Consider the following 16,515-nt stretch of genomic DNA (forward strand, 5'->3'; position numbering starts at 1 on the left):
TCAAAAAGAGTCAATATAGCTGGATTTCATGCTGGAAGTTTTGGGGCAGGCAAGTATATTCAGCCTATGTCTGATCCACTTGATTTCGATGATGAAGACGATCTCGGCTTCCCTTCCGTAGCTGGACGTCCCGCACCACCTCCGCCACCTTCCCGTTTTGCGGTTGAGGCACCACCTCCTGCTTGGCTGGATGGATTAAATGATGCGCAACGCACAGCCGTTGATGCAATGGATGGCCCTGTTTTGGTTCTTGCCGGGGCAGGAACAGGTAAAACACGTGTCTTGACCACACGTTTGGCAAATATCCTCCATACACAACGGGCGCGTCCTTATCAGATGTTAGTCGTAACCTTTACCAATAAGGCTGCGAAAGAGATGAAGGAACGTGTGACACAGCTTGTAGGTCCTTCTGCTGAAGGCATGTGGCTTGGTACCTTCCATGCTCTAGCAACAAAGATGTTACGTCGTCATGCAGAAATGGTGGGACTTGAAAGTAATTTCACTATTTTAGATACAGATGATCAAATTCGTTTGTTGAAACAGATTTTAACCGCGGAACATGTGGATGAAAAACGCTGGCCGGCGCGCATGCTCATTCATGTTATTCAGCGCTGGAAAGATAAAGGGTGGACACCTGACAAAGTTGGACGTGGTGAGGCCGGTGATATTGCAAATGGCAAAGCTGTTGAAATTTATCGACAATACCAAGAGCGTTTGAAAACCCTAAATGCCGCTGACTTTGGTGATCTACTTTTACATTGCCTGACATTGTTTACTGAGAATCCAGAAATTTTGGAACGTTTTCAAAATCTATTCCAATATATTCTGGTGGATGAATATCAAGACACCAACGTAAGTCAGTATTTATGGCTTCGTCTACTTGCGCAGAAAAACAAGAATATTTGCTGTGTGGGGGATGATGATCAATCAATTTATGGATGGCGTGGGGCCGAAGTTGGTAATATCCTGAAATTCGAGAAAGATTTCCCGGGAGCAACAGTTGTTCGACTGGAACGTAACTATCGGTCCACTGATCATATTCTTGGTGCTGCAGCCGGTATCATCCAGCAAAATGAAGGACGTCTAGGCAAAACACTCTATACCGATGAAGAAGGTGGAGAAAAAGTTTCCATTCATGGTGTATGGGATGGCGAAGAAGAAGCACGTAATGTTTGTGATGAAATAGAAAATCAGCAACGTAAAGGCTTTTCTTTAAATGAGATGGCTGTATTGGTACGTGCAGGCTTCCAAACCCGTGAATTTGAGGAACGCTTGATAACTCTGGGCATTCCTTATCGTGTGATCGGTGGTGCACGTTTCTATGAACGTGAAGAAATTCGTGATGCGCTGGCTTATTTACGTGTGGTCCATCAACCGAATGATGACTTGGCGTTAGAACGTATTATTAACAAGCCTGCACGTGGTATTGGTAAGACAACGTTACAAGCCATGCATCAAGTATCGCGTCTGGAAAATATATCCTTATACCGTGCGGGACTTCAGTTATTGGAAACGGATGAGTTGAAACCTGCAGGTCGTCGTGCATTGAGTAAGATACTAGATGATTTTAATCGATGGAGCAGTTTAGCCGCAGGCGTTGATCATATTGAATTGACGGAAACCATTTTAGATGAGTCAGGGTATACGGATTTTTGGAAACAATCAAAGAAACCAGAAGCACCGGGTAAGCTTGAAAACTTGAAAGAGATGGTTGTTGCGCTGGATGACTTTGAAAATCTAGCGGAATATCTCGAACATGTTGCCCTTGTGATGGAAAATGAAGAAAAATCAGGTGAGAATGATGAGAAAGTCAGCCTGATGACCTTGCATGCGGCAAAAGGTCTGGAATTTGATGTTGTATTCTTACCGGGCTGGGAAGAAGGATTGTTCCCAAGTCAACGAACCATGGATGAAAATGGTCTGGCAGGTTTGGAGGAAGAACGTCGACTGGCTTATGTGGGGATTACGCGTGCGCGTAAAATTTTACATATTATGTTTGCAGCTAATCGTCGTATCCATGGCCAATGGCAATCTGCTATTCCATCTAGATTTATTGATGAGTTACCGCAAGAACATTTAAATGTGGATGTGGATCGTGGTTTATATTCCGGTTCCGGTGGCGGCCGTGCGGAAGATCGATCTCAATTCAGTTTTGATGGATATGGTGGTGGATCATCTTTTGATAACTATTCAACACCGCGTCCAGGTGGCCCGGGTTGGCAACGGATGCAAGCGCAACAGGTTTCTCAAGGGCGTCAATTCACGACAGCTGCCTCTAGATATAAGGGACAAGGGAAGAAAAACTCTTCGGCGAAATCTGGACATGGATATAAAGAAGGGGATCGCGTCTTCCATCAAAAATTTGGTATGGGAAATGTCAAAGCTGTTGATGGTGATCATTTATCCATTGAGTTTGATCACGCGGGCGTTAAGAAAGTCGTAGCTGCATTTGTAGAGCAACCGTAGTAATAAAATAAAAAAATAATCTAAGGAGACCGGGCATGACGGCAATTGCCTCTCAGCCGATTTATAAGTTGGAACTTTTTGTTGATACGGAAGATGCAGCCGAAATCTTTGCAACTGCTTTAGAAAACTTCGTATTTGCAGCCGCCGCATTTGAGGTGCTTCCTGATATTGGACCGTGGCGTTATGAGGGGTATATTGATGGATTACCTGATCATGACTCTCTTGTCTCAACGATCGCTTTGGCAAGTATTCAGGCAGGTGTGAAAGAACCTGATTTCACGTGCTTACCATTACCGGATAAAGATTGGGTTGCAGAGAATCAGAAAAGCTTTAATGAAATTGAAGCTGGGCGTTTCTTTATTTATCCTTCTGTTTATGAAGGCATTGTACCATCTGGTAGCTGGCCTCTTAAAATTGATGCTGCAACTGCATTTGGTACAGGTGAACATGCGACCACTAAGGGCTGTTTAATGGCTATTAGTGACTTAAGTAAATATTTTAAACCTGAAAATCCATTGGATTTGGGATGTGGTACTGGAATTTTGGCAATGGGAATGGCCAAAGCATGGCGTATTCCTGTATTTGCCAGTGATATTGATCCAGAAGCAGTGCGTGTGACTAACTATAATGCGCGTCTTAACCAGTTGCAGGATTATGTGACTGCAGTGACATCAGCAGGTTTCCGTCAACGCGCACTTTCTGATAGAGCGCCCTATGATTTGATCGTAGCCAATATCTTGGCAAATCCACTTCGTAAAATGTCTAAGGATTTAGCATCCCGGGTTGAGACGGGTGGATATATTATTCTATCAGGTTTGCTAAACAGTCAGGAAACAGCTGTTTTACGCGCTTATCGTCAACAGAATGTGACACTGGAGAAGCGATATCGCATTGATGGTTGGTCTGCTTTGTTATTGCGGAAATAGTGATAGCAACATTTTGAAATTAAGACAGGTGGAGATTTGAATTTCTACCTGTTTTTCTTAATCAGTATATAAATGCGACCCGTCACTGGGGGGAGGTGCGTAACGGGCCGCTGTCCTATAAGGACAGAGCCGCATGTCTTGGGAGGGCGACTCATAGGGCTATATATGTCCCAAAACATTGAGTAGTTCAATACCCCATCGTTAACGAAAAATTAATTTTTTAAACTGTTCTAAAAACTGAAATGTTGATTAATTTTGATTAAGTCTTTTATTACAGCACACTAAACATTAAATTCTAAAATTAGTATGAATAATTAATATATTAGATTTTTCTTATTTTATATCTGTTGGAGATAAAAATGTCCTTAAATGCCATGGCCGGATTTGATGAATTAGAGTGCAAATTGAACGAATCTGAAGTCTTACAGATATTACGCGGTGTCATCGCTGCACCTGATGGATATGATGAAAGCTGGATGGATATGATCCAAATGGATCGAAGTGATGCTTTATCCAATATGCTAAAAGCTGCAAAAATAGAGCTGGAAGAAAGTAATGATGCTGGTTTCACCGATGGACCTGCACCAGAAATACGTGTGTCACAGTTACGTGAAGCGATGAAAGAAGAGGGTGTTTCAGCATTTCTTGTCCCACGTACAGATGAATATCTAGGTGAATATGTCCCAACAAAAGCTGATCGCCTTTGGTGGTTAACTGGTTTTGCAGGTTCTGCGGGAATGGCAATTATAGGTCTGAAGAAAGCTGCGATCTTCGTGGATGGTCGTTATACTATTCAAGTCACTCAACAGGTGTCAGAAGAAGTGTTTGACTATCTTCACTTAATTTCTGATCCATATACTGATTGGCTCGTTGAAAATTTTGGAGCAGGCGATGTTGTTGCCTTTGATCCATGGATTCATAGCCATAATAGCGCTCAAGCTTTGCGTCGTGCGGCTGAAAGAGGTGGATTTGAGCTGCGAAGCGTTGAGACGAACCTTATCGATAAGATTTGGGAACAACAACCTGCGGCCCCTTTATCTGCTATTCAACAACACCCTGTAGAATTAGCCGGAGAAACAGCAGAAAGTAAAACCGTGCGCCTTGGGGATGATTTGAGTCGCAAAGATATTGATGCGGCGGTAATAGCCGCACCTGATTGTATCGCCTGGCTTTTGAATATTCGTGGACAAGATGTTGCAAATTGCCCTTTACCTTTAAGCTTTTCTATCCTGTTTAAAGACGGCACCGTCGATCTTTTTGTGGATGAACGTAAGATGTTACCCGCAACGCGTCAGCATCTAGGAAATAACGTTTCGATCAAAGATATTGCTGAATTTTCAAAATCGTTACAACAATTAGGTCAATCAGGGCAGGTGGTGCAAGCTGATCCGGCAACTGTGGCATCTGCCATATTCGAGAATTTGAAAAAAGGCGGGGCGAATATAAAACAAGCTGCCGATCCTGTCTTGATTCCACGTGCCGTAAAAAATGAGGTGGAACTAAATGGGACACGTGCATGTCATATTCGCGATGGTGCCGCAATTGCACGTTTCCTGAGCTGGTTACCTGATGCCTCTAATGACGGCACGATGACTGAACTGGACGCAGTTTATAAGCTAGAAGAATTCCGTCGTATGGACCCAACTTTCCGCGATAGTAGTTTTGATACGATTTCTGGCGCTGGACCTAATGGCGCAATTTGCCATTATCGAGTAACAGAGAAAACGAATCTAGTAGCGGAAAAAGGTACTCTCTTACTTGTGGATTCCGGTGCACAATACCCGGATGGTACGACAGATATTACACGTACCATGCCTGTTGGTGAACCAACACAGGAAATGAAAGATCGGTTTACTCTGGTCTTAAAAGGGCATATCGCAATTGCCCAAGCTCAATTTCCAGAGGGTATCACCGGAGCACGTCTTGATACGCTGGCCCGTGCACCTTTGTGGCAGTATGGTTTAGACTTTGATCATGGGACAGGCCATGGCGTTGGGAGTTATCTAAATGTTCATGAAGGCCCTCAACGTATCGCCACATCCGGCTCACAACCTTTACTACCAGGCATGATCCTGAGTAATGAACCTGGATACTACAAAGATAGCGAATATGGTATTCGCATTGAAAACTTGGTGATTGTGGTCGAAAAGGGTATGAGCGAAGACGGCAAGAAGAAGCTTCTAGGTTTTGAAACGATTACCTTTGCGCCAATTAATCTTGATCTTGTGAATAAAGAAATTCTATCCAGTTCAGAAGTTGCATGGTTGAATGAATACCATCAGCAAGTATGGGATAAAGTGAGCTCTCAACTAGATGAAGACAATGTTAAAGCGTGGTTAAAAGAAGCAACGCGCTCAATTTAAAATCTAACAATATTGGTTGGGGAAGCTATTTAGCTACAACTTGGTTTGATACGAACCAAACCCCAGCCATAGGTTATGTCCTTACCAGATTTACCCAAATCCTTACTGTATCGTTGCATGCTTTTGCGAAGCTCTTCGACATTGCCTTTGAAGCCCATTTGGTGATGAAGAGCCACAATGCCTGTGATATAAGGAGTCGCGAAGGAAGTGCCAGTTTGAGATTTCGGTCCCTGTGGTGTTAAAGTTTTGATACCAACACCGGGTGCTGCAAAATCGATGTATTTTCCCTGATTTGCATATTTATAAACACCAAGACGATGGTCAATCGCAGTGATAGCCAGAACGCTTGGATCCGCTGCAGGCCAAACTGGGGCTGCTTTTGAGCCATTATTACCTGCCGCAGCAACAATAATGATCCCTTTCTTTTCGATCTTCTTCAAGGCAAGCTTCATGATTTTGTTGATACCGCCAGCAATAGACATATTCACAACTTTAACTTTGTTTTGTGCAAACCAATCAAGGGAACGAAGCATCGCAGCCAAATTACCTTTAACCATGCCTGCACGTTCTTCAAATATGTTCGCCGCATAAAGTTTAGCCCCGGGCAAGATACCGCCCACGTTATTGTCTACACCTGGTTCACCAACCAACATAATCGCAACTGCCGTCCCATGTTCATATGCTGCCGCCTTTCGATCTTTTTTGATGAAACTTTTATATGAAAGACGTTGATTTTTCAGAGCTGGATGTTTCACATCAACCGCGCCATCGACCATGCCAATTTTTAAGCCAAATCCACATTGTGGGTCTACAAGCCCCCAACCTACAGTCTTTCGGTCATATGGAAGTTCTATATCCTCTGCAGATGCTTTGGCAGATAAATCCATAAGATCATTTGTATCAATGATAGAGTTTGGGAAGGCGGCAATGAGTTCTTTTAGGGCATCGGCGAGATTTTTATCTTCCGGTGTTTTCACCACGATAATTTCCATATCAAGGGTGCTTAGACGATGTTTACCTGATATTTCGTACCCCATTTGACGCAGTTTGGTTTTTGTCCCAAAGGGCGGATCGGCAATCATAATTTCACCAGATTCAGTGATTTTTTGTTGGCGTCTTTTTGTTTGAGATTCCTGTTTTTCGGTTTCAGCTTCAACAGGGTCAACACAGTTTCTACCGCTTTGCGGCGTACCATCGCTATCATATGTAATGATTGTCCAGCAAGATGTACTTTGGGCAAATGCGGGGGAAGGGCTTATATAGGTAAACAGCCCTAACAAAATTGCGGAAATAAAGCCAAGTTTTATACCAAATCTCATCTCAACCATTCATCCACCCCCGGTTAAAATTATTAGCTAAATAAATCCTTCTGACCTTGGTCATCAGAATTTTGACTAGAAGCACTATTGTAATTATTTTCTGTTTCTAGTGTGCTTTCTGGGTCTTCGTTATTTGTTGCTCCGGATATCAAAGCAATCCATTCCTCTTCTGACAAGATATTTAAGCCAAGGTCCCGTGCTTTTTTTTCTTTAGAGCCTGCATCTGCGCCGACAACCACATAATCGGTTTTTTTCGAAACAGAGCCAGATACTTTTGCGCCTAATTCTTCGGCACGTGCTTTCGCTTCACTTCTAGTCATTTCTACTAATGTACCTGTAAAGACAACGGTTTGTCCAGTAACAGGGGATGACGTTTCTTTTACTTCGTATTCTTTGATAACAATTAAAGACGCAAGATCATCTAGCAAAGCTTGGTTATTATCATCGGTAAAGAAGTCTATTAAATCCTGAATCATTGATGGGCCAATTTGATCAATATTCTTCAAATTTGCGAATGCATCACTTTCTTCGTCTTTGGCCATTTCAATATTTTGACGCAGATTTTCGAGGGACAGGTAGTTTTTAGCTAATAGCTTTGCTGTCGCTTGACCAATTTGTCTTATACCCAAGCCATAGATAAATCGATTGAGTTCAACTTCTTGGCGATTGGCAATGGCATCAAAAAGTTTCTTTACAGATTGGGCACCCCAGCCTTCGCGATCACGAAGTTCCTGTTTCTTTTCTTCCAAGCGGAAAATATCCGCTGGGGATTTGATGAGGCCATCTTTCCAGAATGCTTCCACATTTTTGGCACCCAAGCCATCAATATCCAAGGCATCACGGGAAATAAAATGTTTTAAACGCTCTACAATTTGGGCCGGACAGATTAACCCACCTGTACAACGACGAACAGCTTCACCTTCAGGGCGTTCTGCATGGGATCCACATTCCGGACAAGTATGCGGGAATTCATAAGCAACGCTATCTGCCGGACGTTTTTCAAGGTTAACCCGCACAACTTGCGGAATAACATCCCCTGCACGTTGAATGATAACATGATCACCAACACGGATATCTTTTCGGCCTAGTTCATCTTCATTATGCAGTGTCGCACGGCTTACGACCACACCACCAACCGTAATAGGTTCCAATTCTGCTACAGGGGTGAGGGCACCTGTACGTCCGACTTGGATTGTAATTTCGCGTAAGATGGTTTCTGCTTGTTCTGCCGGGAACTTATGGGCAATTGCCCAACGTGGTGCACGGCTCACCATACCAAGACGGTCTTGCCAATCAACGCGATTTACCTTGTAAACCACGCCATCAATATCGAAAGGAAGGTCTGCACGGGTTTCACCAATTAATTTATAATGATCCAGTATCTCTTGCTCATTGCGGCATAACTTTGCTGGCTGGTTTAGCTGGAATCCCCAGCTTTGAAAACGTTCACGCATAGCAGAAACGGATGGTGCGATTTGTTCCGACGTATCCCCAAGCGCATAACCAAAGAAGCGCAGAGGGCGGTTGGCTGTAATTTTACTATCCAATTGGCGCAGACTACCTGCAGCGGCATTACGTGGGTTAGCGAATATTTTTTCGCCTTTTTCTTCTTGGGACTTATTGAGAGAAAAGAAATCTTCACGTGCCATGTAAACTTCGCCACGAATTTCCACCACATCTGGTGCATCATCAGGTAAAGTTTTAGGAATATCGTCCAAAGTCATAAGGTTCTGGGTGATATCTTCGCCAACAGCTCCATCCCCACGGGTAGCTCCTCGAACAAATTTCCGATTTTCATATCTAAGACTTGCAGATAAGCCATCAATTTTGGGTTCTGCCATAACTTCAACAGGTTCACTATCTGTTAAGCCGAGGAAACGACGTACACGGTCTAAAAAGTCAGTAACATCTTCATCTGCAAAAGCATTTCCCAAGGATAGCATTGGACGAGCATGAGTAACTTTTGAAAAGCCGGAAACGGGTGTTGCACCAACGTTTTTCGAAGGGCTGTTTTCCAAAATCAATTCTGGAAAGTGTTCTTCAACGGCTTCGTTGCGTTTACGCAGGGCATCATATTCGCCGTCTGAAATAACAGGTGCGTCATTCCCATGATATAATTTATCATGCAGGGAGATTTCTTGTGCTAAAAATAGCAGTTCCTGTTTGGCCTGTTCAGAAGATAAATCCTCAACAGCCAAAGATGCGAAAGGAGATGCACTCATTTTATTTATTGCTTTCCAGTAATTTTGCCGCGGCTGCCCGCGCTTCGTTGGTTATCTCAGCTCCCGATAGCATCCGGGCAACTTCTTCCAATCGTTGGTCTTCGGTTAATTGTGACACTGCGGTCACCATGGCTTCGCCACGCATGGATTTAGCGACTTGTAAATGTGCTAATCCACGTGCAGCCACTTGTGGCGAGTGGGTCACAACAAGAATTTGGACGCGTTGTGCAAGCTTATGAAGTCTTTCACCGATTGCAGCTGCAGTAGCACCGCCAACACCAGCGTCAACTTCGTCGAAGACAAGAGAAGGTGTTGCACCGGTTTCAGCCAAGCTGACCTTCAACGCTAAAAGAAAACGGCTTAATTCACCACCGGACGCCACCTTATTTAACGGGCCAGCAGGGGCGCCAGGATTCGTTGCGATTTGAAAGGCAATTTTATCCTTACCAAAGGCAGTCCATTCTTTTTCTTCCAGCTCAATAATAGTTGTTTCAAAACGCGCTTTTTCCAATTTTAATGGCGGTAGCTCACTGTTGACAGCGTCGTTTAGTTCCGCGGCTTTCTTAACCCGTGTTTCGGTCAATAAATTTGCAATCTTAAGATAACGCGCTTTTGAAGCTGCAACCTTTTCTTCAAGAGCCTGCATATTATTCGCGGTATCATCAATCAGGGCTAGGCTTTGGCGTAAACGTTCTAATACTGATGGTAACTCATGCGGTTGAACATTATGTTTTCTTGCAAGATCGCGTAATTCGAATAAACGCTCTTCCACATCATTTAGGCGCATGTCATTTGATGTGACATCATGGCCAACCTGATTGAGGATATTAATCGCTTCCATCATCTCTGCATTAGCACGGTCCAATGTTGCGATCGCTTCATCTAATTTACCATCGGCTTTATCAGCAATACGATCTAAAGATTTTTGCGCATCACGAAGTTTGTCATCCGCCCCACCTTTATGATCCAGACTTGCAAGAGCTGAACGGATGGCATCGGTTAACTTTTCGGCATTTTGTAAAAAAGAGCGCTCTTTATCTAATTCTTCTTCTTCCCCATCAACCGGGGCGAAACGTTCCATTTCATCTAGGGTATGACGCAGATATGCCTCGTCTTCGCGCGCTTTTTCTGCATCTTCACGTGCTTGTTTTAAGGCTTTGGACGCTTTTTTCCATTCACTATAGGCGCTCGCGCAATCAAGGCGCTTTTGCAAGGTTGCTGCAAAACTATCCAACACATCAATATGCGTGGTTGAATCCATAAGACCATGTTGATCAAATTGTCCTTGAACTTCGACTAAGGTGTCACCCAGTTGTCTCAAAAGCCCAACGCTAACGGGCTGATCATTGGCATAGGCGCGACTACGACCATCGGCGGATAACATACGACGCAAAATCAGTTGACCGTCACAATCGATACCATGTTCAGCCATAATACTATAAGCAGGATGAAGATCAGGTAGATCAAAGCTCGCGGTTACCACAGCTTGTTCACAACCATGTCTCACAAGACGTGCTTCCGCTCTTGCGCCCAAGGCCAAACCAAGAGAGTCGAGTAAGATAGATTTACCTGCGCCAGTTTCACCTGTTAATACAGACAGGCTTTTATGAAAGCTAAGATCCAGCTTATCAATAAGTACCACATCACGTATTGAAAGGTCGGTTAGCATGGTTCTATGACTTCTCTATCTCTTTCTACAATTTTTCAGATTAAAATACCCAATTCCAAACTTCTTCATACCAAGATTCGTTAATCTCAGGACTTATACCTTGAACCAAAGCATAGCTTTTTTCATACCATTTGCTGGCAGGGAAGTTATGTCCCAATACTGCAGCAGCTTGTTCTGCTTCGTAATTAATGCCTAAGGAAAGGTATGATTCAACAAGACGATGTAACGCTTCTTGAATATGGGTGGTTGTTTGATAATCTTTTACCACGTTTTTAAAACGGTTAATTGCAGCTGCATATTCGCGACGTTCCAGATAATAACGACCAATCGCCATTTCCTTGCCAGCTAAATGATCACGGGTTAGATCGATTTTCAATTTAGTGTCACGGGCATATGCGGTGTCAGGATAACGACGTAATACGTCTTGTAGGGCTTGCATAGCAAGAAGTGTAATACGCTGATCCCGGTCAATGTCCACAATTTGCTCATAATACACGATGGCACGAAGATAATATGCGTAAGGCGTGTCTTTGTTACCTGGATGTAGTTCAATGAAGCGATCAATTGCCAAGATGGATTCATCATAATCATCGCGTAGATAATATACGTAGGCTGTCATCAATTGAGCTTTTGTTGCCCAAATAGAATAAGGATGTTGGCGATCAACTTCGTTAAAAGCAGCAATAGAGAGTTTATACTCACCTTCGGCCAGCAAATTCATCGCATCGTTGTATAGCTCTTCAACTGGACGTTCTACATAAGGTTCTTCTTCAGAACCACCGCAGCCAGCAAGTAAAAGGCTAGTAACCATAGCAACGGCGAGGAATAGTTTACGAGGCAAATCCCACATTGATCTTTTATCTCATCCTTGGATACCAACAGAATTACGTTGGTGTGTATTTTCGAAGTGAAGTTTCTATATAGGCAAATTTAGCAGAGGATACTATCAGATTCTGAAGATTGGGAGTCTCTGCGGGCATATTTTTATGTTTTTAGGTAAAATAAAACCTGATCAATGACATTTGATCAGGTTCATAATAAACTGAAGTCGTTTTAAGACGTTTAATCAGCAGCTTGTAACAATGCAGGGGCAGGAGTGAACTCAGCCGCGTTTACAAGTTCCCAGTTATTTTCATCTGCGAATAGTTCACGCAATAGAGCGTTATTCAAAGCGTGACCACCTTTATAGCCAATGAATTGGCCCATCAATGTCGCACCAGCCAAAGATAGATCACCGATGCAATCTAAAATTTTGTGACGTACAAATTCATCATCAAAACGAAGGCCTTCTTCATTCATTACACGGTCACCATCAAGGCCAACGGCGTTATCTAAACTTGCACCACGTGCCAAACCCATTTGTCGTAGCATTTCAACATCTTGGACAGAGCCAAATGTACGTGCACGGGAAATATCATTCTTAAAGCTTGCTGCAGAAACACTGATATATTTTTCTTGTTTACCAATCGCTTTACTTTCAAAATCGATTGCTAGGCTGATTGTGTAATCATCAGCTGGTTTTAAAGAAGCAACAGAATCACCATTTTGAACAGATACTTCTTTCTTAACAACCACCACTTGACGTGCAGCATGTTGATCTAACAAGCCCGCGCATTCAATTAAGAATACGAAAGGTTCAGAACTACCATCCATTACAGGAACTTCAGGGCCATCTAATTCAATATCAACGTTATCTAAGCCACAACCAGCTACTGCTGCCATTAAATGTTCAACAGTGCCAACCGATACATCATATTCATTGGTAATTTTTGTACAAAGACGTGTGTCAGATACAAGATCGTAACGTGCTTTGATTTCGCCTTTACCTTCTTCAACGTCTGTACGGATGAAGGTAACACCGGAATTCGCAGCAGCAGGTTTCATTGTTAATGTGATGTTAGCACCAGAATGCAGACCAACACCATTGCAATGAATGGTATTCTTCAGCGTCGTTTGGTTTAAGCGCAATGTAGATTTGCGGTTTCCAAACCCAGCTTCAGAATTATTTGTTGTGTTCATTCCGTCGAGCATGTCTGCTGCCTTCCAATATTCTTTTTAATAATGAGACTATGAACGGATTAGGTTCTTTTCTCATTTGGGAAAACATCCCTTTCTTTTGATGGTCCCTTTCTAGCAAGTGTTCTGTCCAGAAACAAATCACTTACTGTTACGAATTGTTGCAGTGCAATTATGGTATTAAGGTATTGAATATAAATAAAAAAGGAAGATGTATGACTACATCTTCCTTTTTAAACTGGCATAACCTCACATGGAGGAGGGGCGATCGCCCAAGCTTAATTTGCTTGGCGTCGCAAGAAGGACGGGATTTCCAATAGCTCTTCTTCTGCTTTGGATAAACCATTTCCTGCTTCCGTTTTAGACTGAACAGGTTGCGATGTCGCCTGTTGAGGTCTGCCCGCGGTCGTCGGATGGCTTAAAATATCAGCCTGCTCTTCTTGTTTGAAGAATAAGCTGCGCAAGCGACCACGTGGTTTTGCTTTCTCGGCTTTTGGAGGTTCCTTACCGGCATTCTCCATCGCAGCTTCAGCGAAAGGGTCTAGATTGTCATCCTCTGCCTCTTGTACGCGTGCAGAAAAGTCATGTGCCTTTGCAGGTTCACCCGGAATGAAACTATCACGAGGTGCCGCTGTCATCGGGTTGCGTCGCAACGGGCGTGTTTCTTTTGCTTCATCTTGTGGGAGAGGGCGTAAGATAGGCGCCATTTCAGCCTGTGTTGGCTGTTTTTCCGCAATATGTGTTTCTTCCGTAAGTGGCGCAGATACAGATGATTGTGTTGGTTCAACTTCTGCGTGGAAGTCAATCTCTTCATCTTCATCCACAATCATGTCTTCACTATCTAGTTGAAAGACATCCTGTGTCGCTAAGTCATCTGCTGTAATCTCATCAGTTACATCTTCAGTAACAGCGCCTAAAGCTTCGGTAATTGCTGCGTCAACTGCAGCTGTTGTTTCTTCTGCTTCTTCAGAAGGTGCTGGTTCGGAAGAAATCTGACCCAATACATCTTCTAAAGGATTTGTTGTTGCCGCTGCAGATACTGCCACTTCTTCTTTGTTAACTTCTGGTTCGGAAGGAAGTTCAGTTGTGGAACGTGCAGAATAAGTCGGCATTGTTGGACGTAATGTGATGTCTGAAGCTTCTGCATCAATACCTGTTGCAACAACAGATACACGCATCTTGCCAGACAAGTTTTCATCGAATGTGGAACCAAAGATGATATTTGCTTCTGGATCAACTTCGTTACGAATACGATTTGCAGCTTCGTCAACTTCGAACAAGGTCATGTCAGACCCGCCAGTGATGTTGATTAGAATGCCGCGTGCGCCTGCCATAGAGACATCTTCCAATAAAGGATTGGAAATCGCAGCTTCGGCAGCTGTAATCGCACGGTTTTCACCCTCTGCTTCGCCTGTGCCCATCATGGCTTTGCCCATCTCGCTCATAACTGTGCGGATGTCAGAGAAGTCGAGGTTAATCAAACCAGGCATTACCATCAAATCGGTTACGCCACGTACACCAGAATATAGCACGTCATCTGCCATGTTAAAGGCATCTGCAAATGTTGTTTTTTCATTTGCAACACGGAATAAATTTTGGTTCGGAATGATAATAAGTGTGTCTACATATTGTTGAAGATCGTCAATACCGTCTTCTGCAAGACGCATGCGACGGGAGCCTTCAAACTGGAATGGTTTTGTTACTACGCCGACAGTTAAAATACCGGAACGGCGTGCGGCCTCAGCAATAACAGGTGCGGCACCTGTACCTGTGCCACCGCCCATGCCTGCGGTAATGAAAACCATGTTCGCGCCTTCAAGGTCGCTCATTAGTTCTTCAATTGCTTCTTCTGCGGCTGCACGGCCTACATGTGGTTGTGCGCCTGCGCCAAGACCTTGGGTTAATTCTGTACCCAATTGAACTTTGCGTTCTGCCAGAGAAAATTCCAATGCCTGAGCATCAGTATTTGCAACGATAAATTCAACACCTTCCAGATTTGACTGGATCATGTTGTTAACGGCGTTTCCGCCTGCGCCCCCAACGCCGACTACCACGATGCGTGGTTTTAGTTCTGTAATCGGCGGCGGTGTGGTCAATTTCAAAGCCATTTTAGCCTCCTAGATGCGTGTGTGTTACTCTTGCCAGTTTTATTTGGATTTATTTCATGAATATTTACGAATACTTCGTTTGATTCACGAATCATCCAGTTCTATGGATAAGGTGCTTCGCGTGAATCGCAAAGGACTTTATTCCATTTTTTACAAAAAAGTTTCTTTTACCCAATGTCCGATTCGGTCAAGGACTCCTCCGGAGTCGCGGGTTTTACTTTTTTCAATGTGGCGGGCATCCCCGCGGTTGTCGACAGCATAAGATAATAATCCCGCTGCGCAGGAAAAAGCAGGACCGGATGTGGCTTCTGCTAATCCTGTAATTCCAATGGGTTTCGCTACACGTACCTGACGATTTAAAATGCGTGCAGCAAGCTCTGGTAAACCGGGTAATTGACAGGCACCACCGGTTATTGCGACTTGCGGGCCCGCATAACCAGCAACACCTGATGCTTCTAATCGGTCACGTACTAATTCAAGTGTTTCTTCAATACGTGGTGAAATAATTGATACAAGATAACTTCTCGGAATTGTATTGGGCACATCATGACTTTCGCCAAGATGAGGGACTTCCAGAATTTCGCGATCGTCATCTGTAGTCGGCATTGCAGATCCATGACGACATTTTAACTTTTCAGCTTCATCCAATGGGGTGGACAATCCACGCGCAATATCATTTGTTACGTGAATACCGCCTACAGGTATGGAATCTGTATGAAGTAAGGCGCCTTCGTAAAATACTGCAAAGGAAGTCGTACCACCGCCAAAATCAATGAGAAGTGTACCTAGGTCGCGTTCTTCCTCTGTTAAGCAAGACAAGCCGGCCGCATAGGCACCGGCCACCAAATCTTTTACACCAAGATGGCATCTATTCACACTATGGGCGATATTACGGACAATGGTATTGCGCACATTTACATGATGCATTTTAACGGCAAGTTTCTCACCATGCATGCCGCGGGGATCTTTTATACTAGCAGTATCATCCACCATAAAACCAACTGGGATAGCGTGGATCATTTCATGATCGCGTGTTTGACCTTGGGTTCTTGCCTCATGAAGCAATCGTTTGACATCCTGATCACGCACGGCGCCACCACCGATTGACATATCTTTCATGGAAAGATGACTTTCAGGACGGGCGCCTGCCAAACTAACCACAACATCAGTAATGGTCATGCCAGCAATTTGTTCAGCGGAATGGACCGCAGACATAATGGAGTTATAGGCGGCTTCCATATCAACAATAGCACCGTTTTTTACACCGGCACTTGCTTGATGGCTCATGCCTGTGACACGTAAACGTCCATTATTTTCAGTCACAGCAATGAAACAGCACATTTTTGAACTGCCGATATCTAATGCTGCGATTGTTTTTTCTGCCGCCAAGGTTCTCTCCACTTTGTTTTTAAACGATTGCGACGTT

At 43.7% G+C, this 16,515-nt stretch carries 9 protein-coding genes and 1 pseudogene; 3 read left to right on the top strand and 7 right to left on the bottom strand.

The genetic code is table 11. The annotated features are described in order from the left end of the window. Positions 1 to 66 precede the first annotated feature (66 nt). From ACOQOA_RS16935 to ACOQOA_RS16945, 3 genes are all read left to right on the top strand, one after another. Positions 67 to 2,466 carry an ATP-dependent helicase gene (locus ACOQOA_RS16935; protein ID WP_420549777.1) on the top strand — a complete coding sequence of 800 codons (2,400 nt, stop codon included), beginning with the start codon at positions 67 to 69 and terminating at the stop codon, positions 2,464 to 2,466. 35 nt (positions 2,467 to 2,501) lie between these two features. Beyond that, on the top strand, positions 2,502 to 3,392 hold the full coding sequence (locus tag ACOQOA_RS16940; RefSeq protein ID WP_420549778.1) for a 50S ribosomal protein L11 methyltransferase: 891 nt from the start codon (positions 2,502 to 2,504) through the stop codon (positions 3,390 to 3,392). Between the two features lie 359 nt (positions 3,393 to 3,751). Next, complete coding sequence (locus ACOQOA_RS16945) at positions 3,752 to 5,755, top strand: aminopeptidase P family protein (RefSeq protein ID WP_420549779.1); 2,004 nt, start codon at positions 3,752 to 3,754, stop codon at positions 5,753 to 5,755. Between the two features lie 29 nt (positions 5,756 to 5,784). Here the strand turns inward: ACOQOA_RS16945 and ACOQOA_RS16950 are convergent, their stop codons facing one another. The 7 genes and pseudogenes from ACOQOA_RS16950 to ftsA all read right to left on the bottom strand — a co-directional run bounded on the left by ACOQOA_RS16950 (position 5,785) and on the right by ftsA (position 16,478). Beyond that, on the bottom strand, positions 5,785 to 7,083 hold the full coding sequence (locus tag ACOQOA_RS16950; RefSeq protein WP_420549780.1) for a S8 family serine peptidase: 1,299 nt from the start codon (positions 7,081 to 7,083) through the stop codon (positions 5,785 to 5,787). A 131-nt stretch (positions 7,084 to 7,214) separates the two neighbouring features. Then, a pseudogene (gene ligA, locus ACOQOA_RS16955) lies at positions 7,215 to 9,296 on the bottom strand (NAD-dependent DNA ligase LigA); the annotation flags it as partial. Between the two features lies 1 nt (position 9,297). Next, positions 9,298 to 10,965, bottom strand: coding sequence for a DNA repair protein RecN (gene recN, locus ACOQOA_RS16960; RefSeq protein ID WP_420549781.1), 1,668 nt, complete (start codon positions 10,963 to 10,965; stop codon positions 9,298 to 9,300). Between the two features lie 40 nt (positions 10,966 to 11,005). Beyond that, positions 11,006 to 11,815, bottom strand: a complete 810-nt coding sequence (locus tag ACOQOA_RS16965; protein ID WP_420549782.1) for an outer membrane protein assembly factor BamD — start codon at positions 11,813 to 11,815, stop codon at positions 11,006 to 11,008. 212 nt (positions 11,816 to 12,027) lie between these two features. After that, complete coding sequence (gene lpxC, locus ACOQOA_RS16970) at positions 12,028 to 12,996, bottom strand: UDP-3-O-acyl-N-acetylglucosamine deacetylase (protein ID WP_420549783.1); 969 nt, start codon at positions 12,994 to 12,996, stop codon at positions 12,028 to 12,030. 263 nt (positions 12,997 to 13,259) lie between these two features. Continuing rightward, on the bottom strand, positions 13,260 to 15,089 hold the full coding sequence (ftsZ, locus tag ACOQOA_RS16975; protein ID WP_420549784.1) for a cell division protein FtsZ: 1,830 nt from the start codon (positions 15,087 to 15,089) through the stop codon (positions 13,260 to 13,262). Between the two features lie 150 nt (positions 15,090 to 15,239). Next, on the bottom strand, positions 15,240 to 16,478 hold the full coding sequence (gene ftsA / locus ACOQOA_RS16980; protein WP_420549785.1) for a cell division protein FtsA: 1,239 nt from the start codon (positions 16,476 to 16,478) through the stop codon (positions 15,240 to 15,242). Positions 16,479 to 16,515 lie beyond the last annotated feature (37 nt).

The sequence above is a fragment of the Curvivirga sp. genome (assembly GCF_965219885.1).
Taxonomy (GTDB): domain Bacteria; phylum Pseudomonadota; class Alphaproteobacteria; order UBA8366; family Aestuariispiraceae; genus Curvivirga.

Excerpts from the sequence above, each read along its gene's own strand:
- ACOQOA_RS16935 (WP_420549777.1), top strand. The coding sequence starts at position 67 with ATGTCTGATCCACTTGATTTCGATGATGAAGACGATCTCGGCTTCCCT.
- ACOQOA_RS16940 (WP_420549778.1), top strand. The coding sequence starts at position 2,502 with ATGACGGCAATTGCCTCTCAGCCGATTTATAAGTTGGAACTTTTTGTT.
- ACOQOA_RS16945 (WP_420549779.1), top strand. The coding sequence starts at position 3,752 with ATGTCCTTAAATGCCATGGCCGGATTTGATGAATTAGAGTGCAAATTG.
- ACOQOA_RS16950 (WP_420549780.1), bottom strand. The coding sequence starts at position 7,083 with ATGGTTGAGATGAGATTTGGTATAAAACTTGGCTTTATTTCCGCAATT.
- recN (WP_420549781.1), bottom strand. The coding sequence starts at position 10,965 with ATGCTAACCGACCTTTCAATACGTGATGTGGTACTTATTGATAAGCTG.
- ACOQOA_RS16965 (WP_420549782.1), bottom strand. The coding sequence starts at position 11,815 with ATGTGGGATTTGCCTCGTAAACTATTCCTCGCCGTTGCTATGGTTACT.
- lpxC (WP_420549783.1), bottom strand. The coding sequence starts at position 12,996 with ATGCTCGACGGAATGAACACAACAAATAATTCTGAAGCTGGGTTTGGA.
- ftsZ (WP_420549784.1), bottom strand. The coding sequence starts at position 15,089 with ATGGCTTTGAAATTGACCACACCGCCGCCGATTACAGAACTAAAACCA.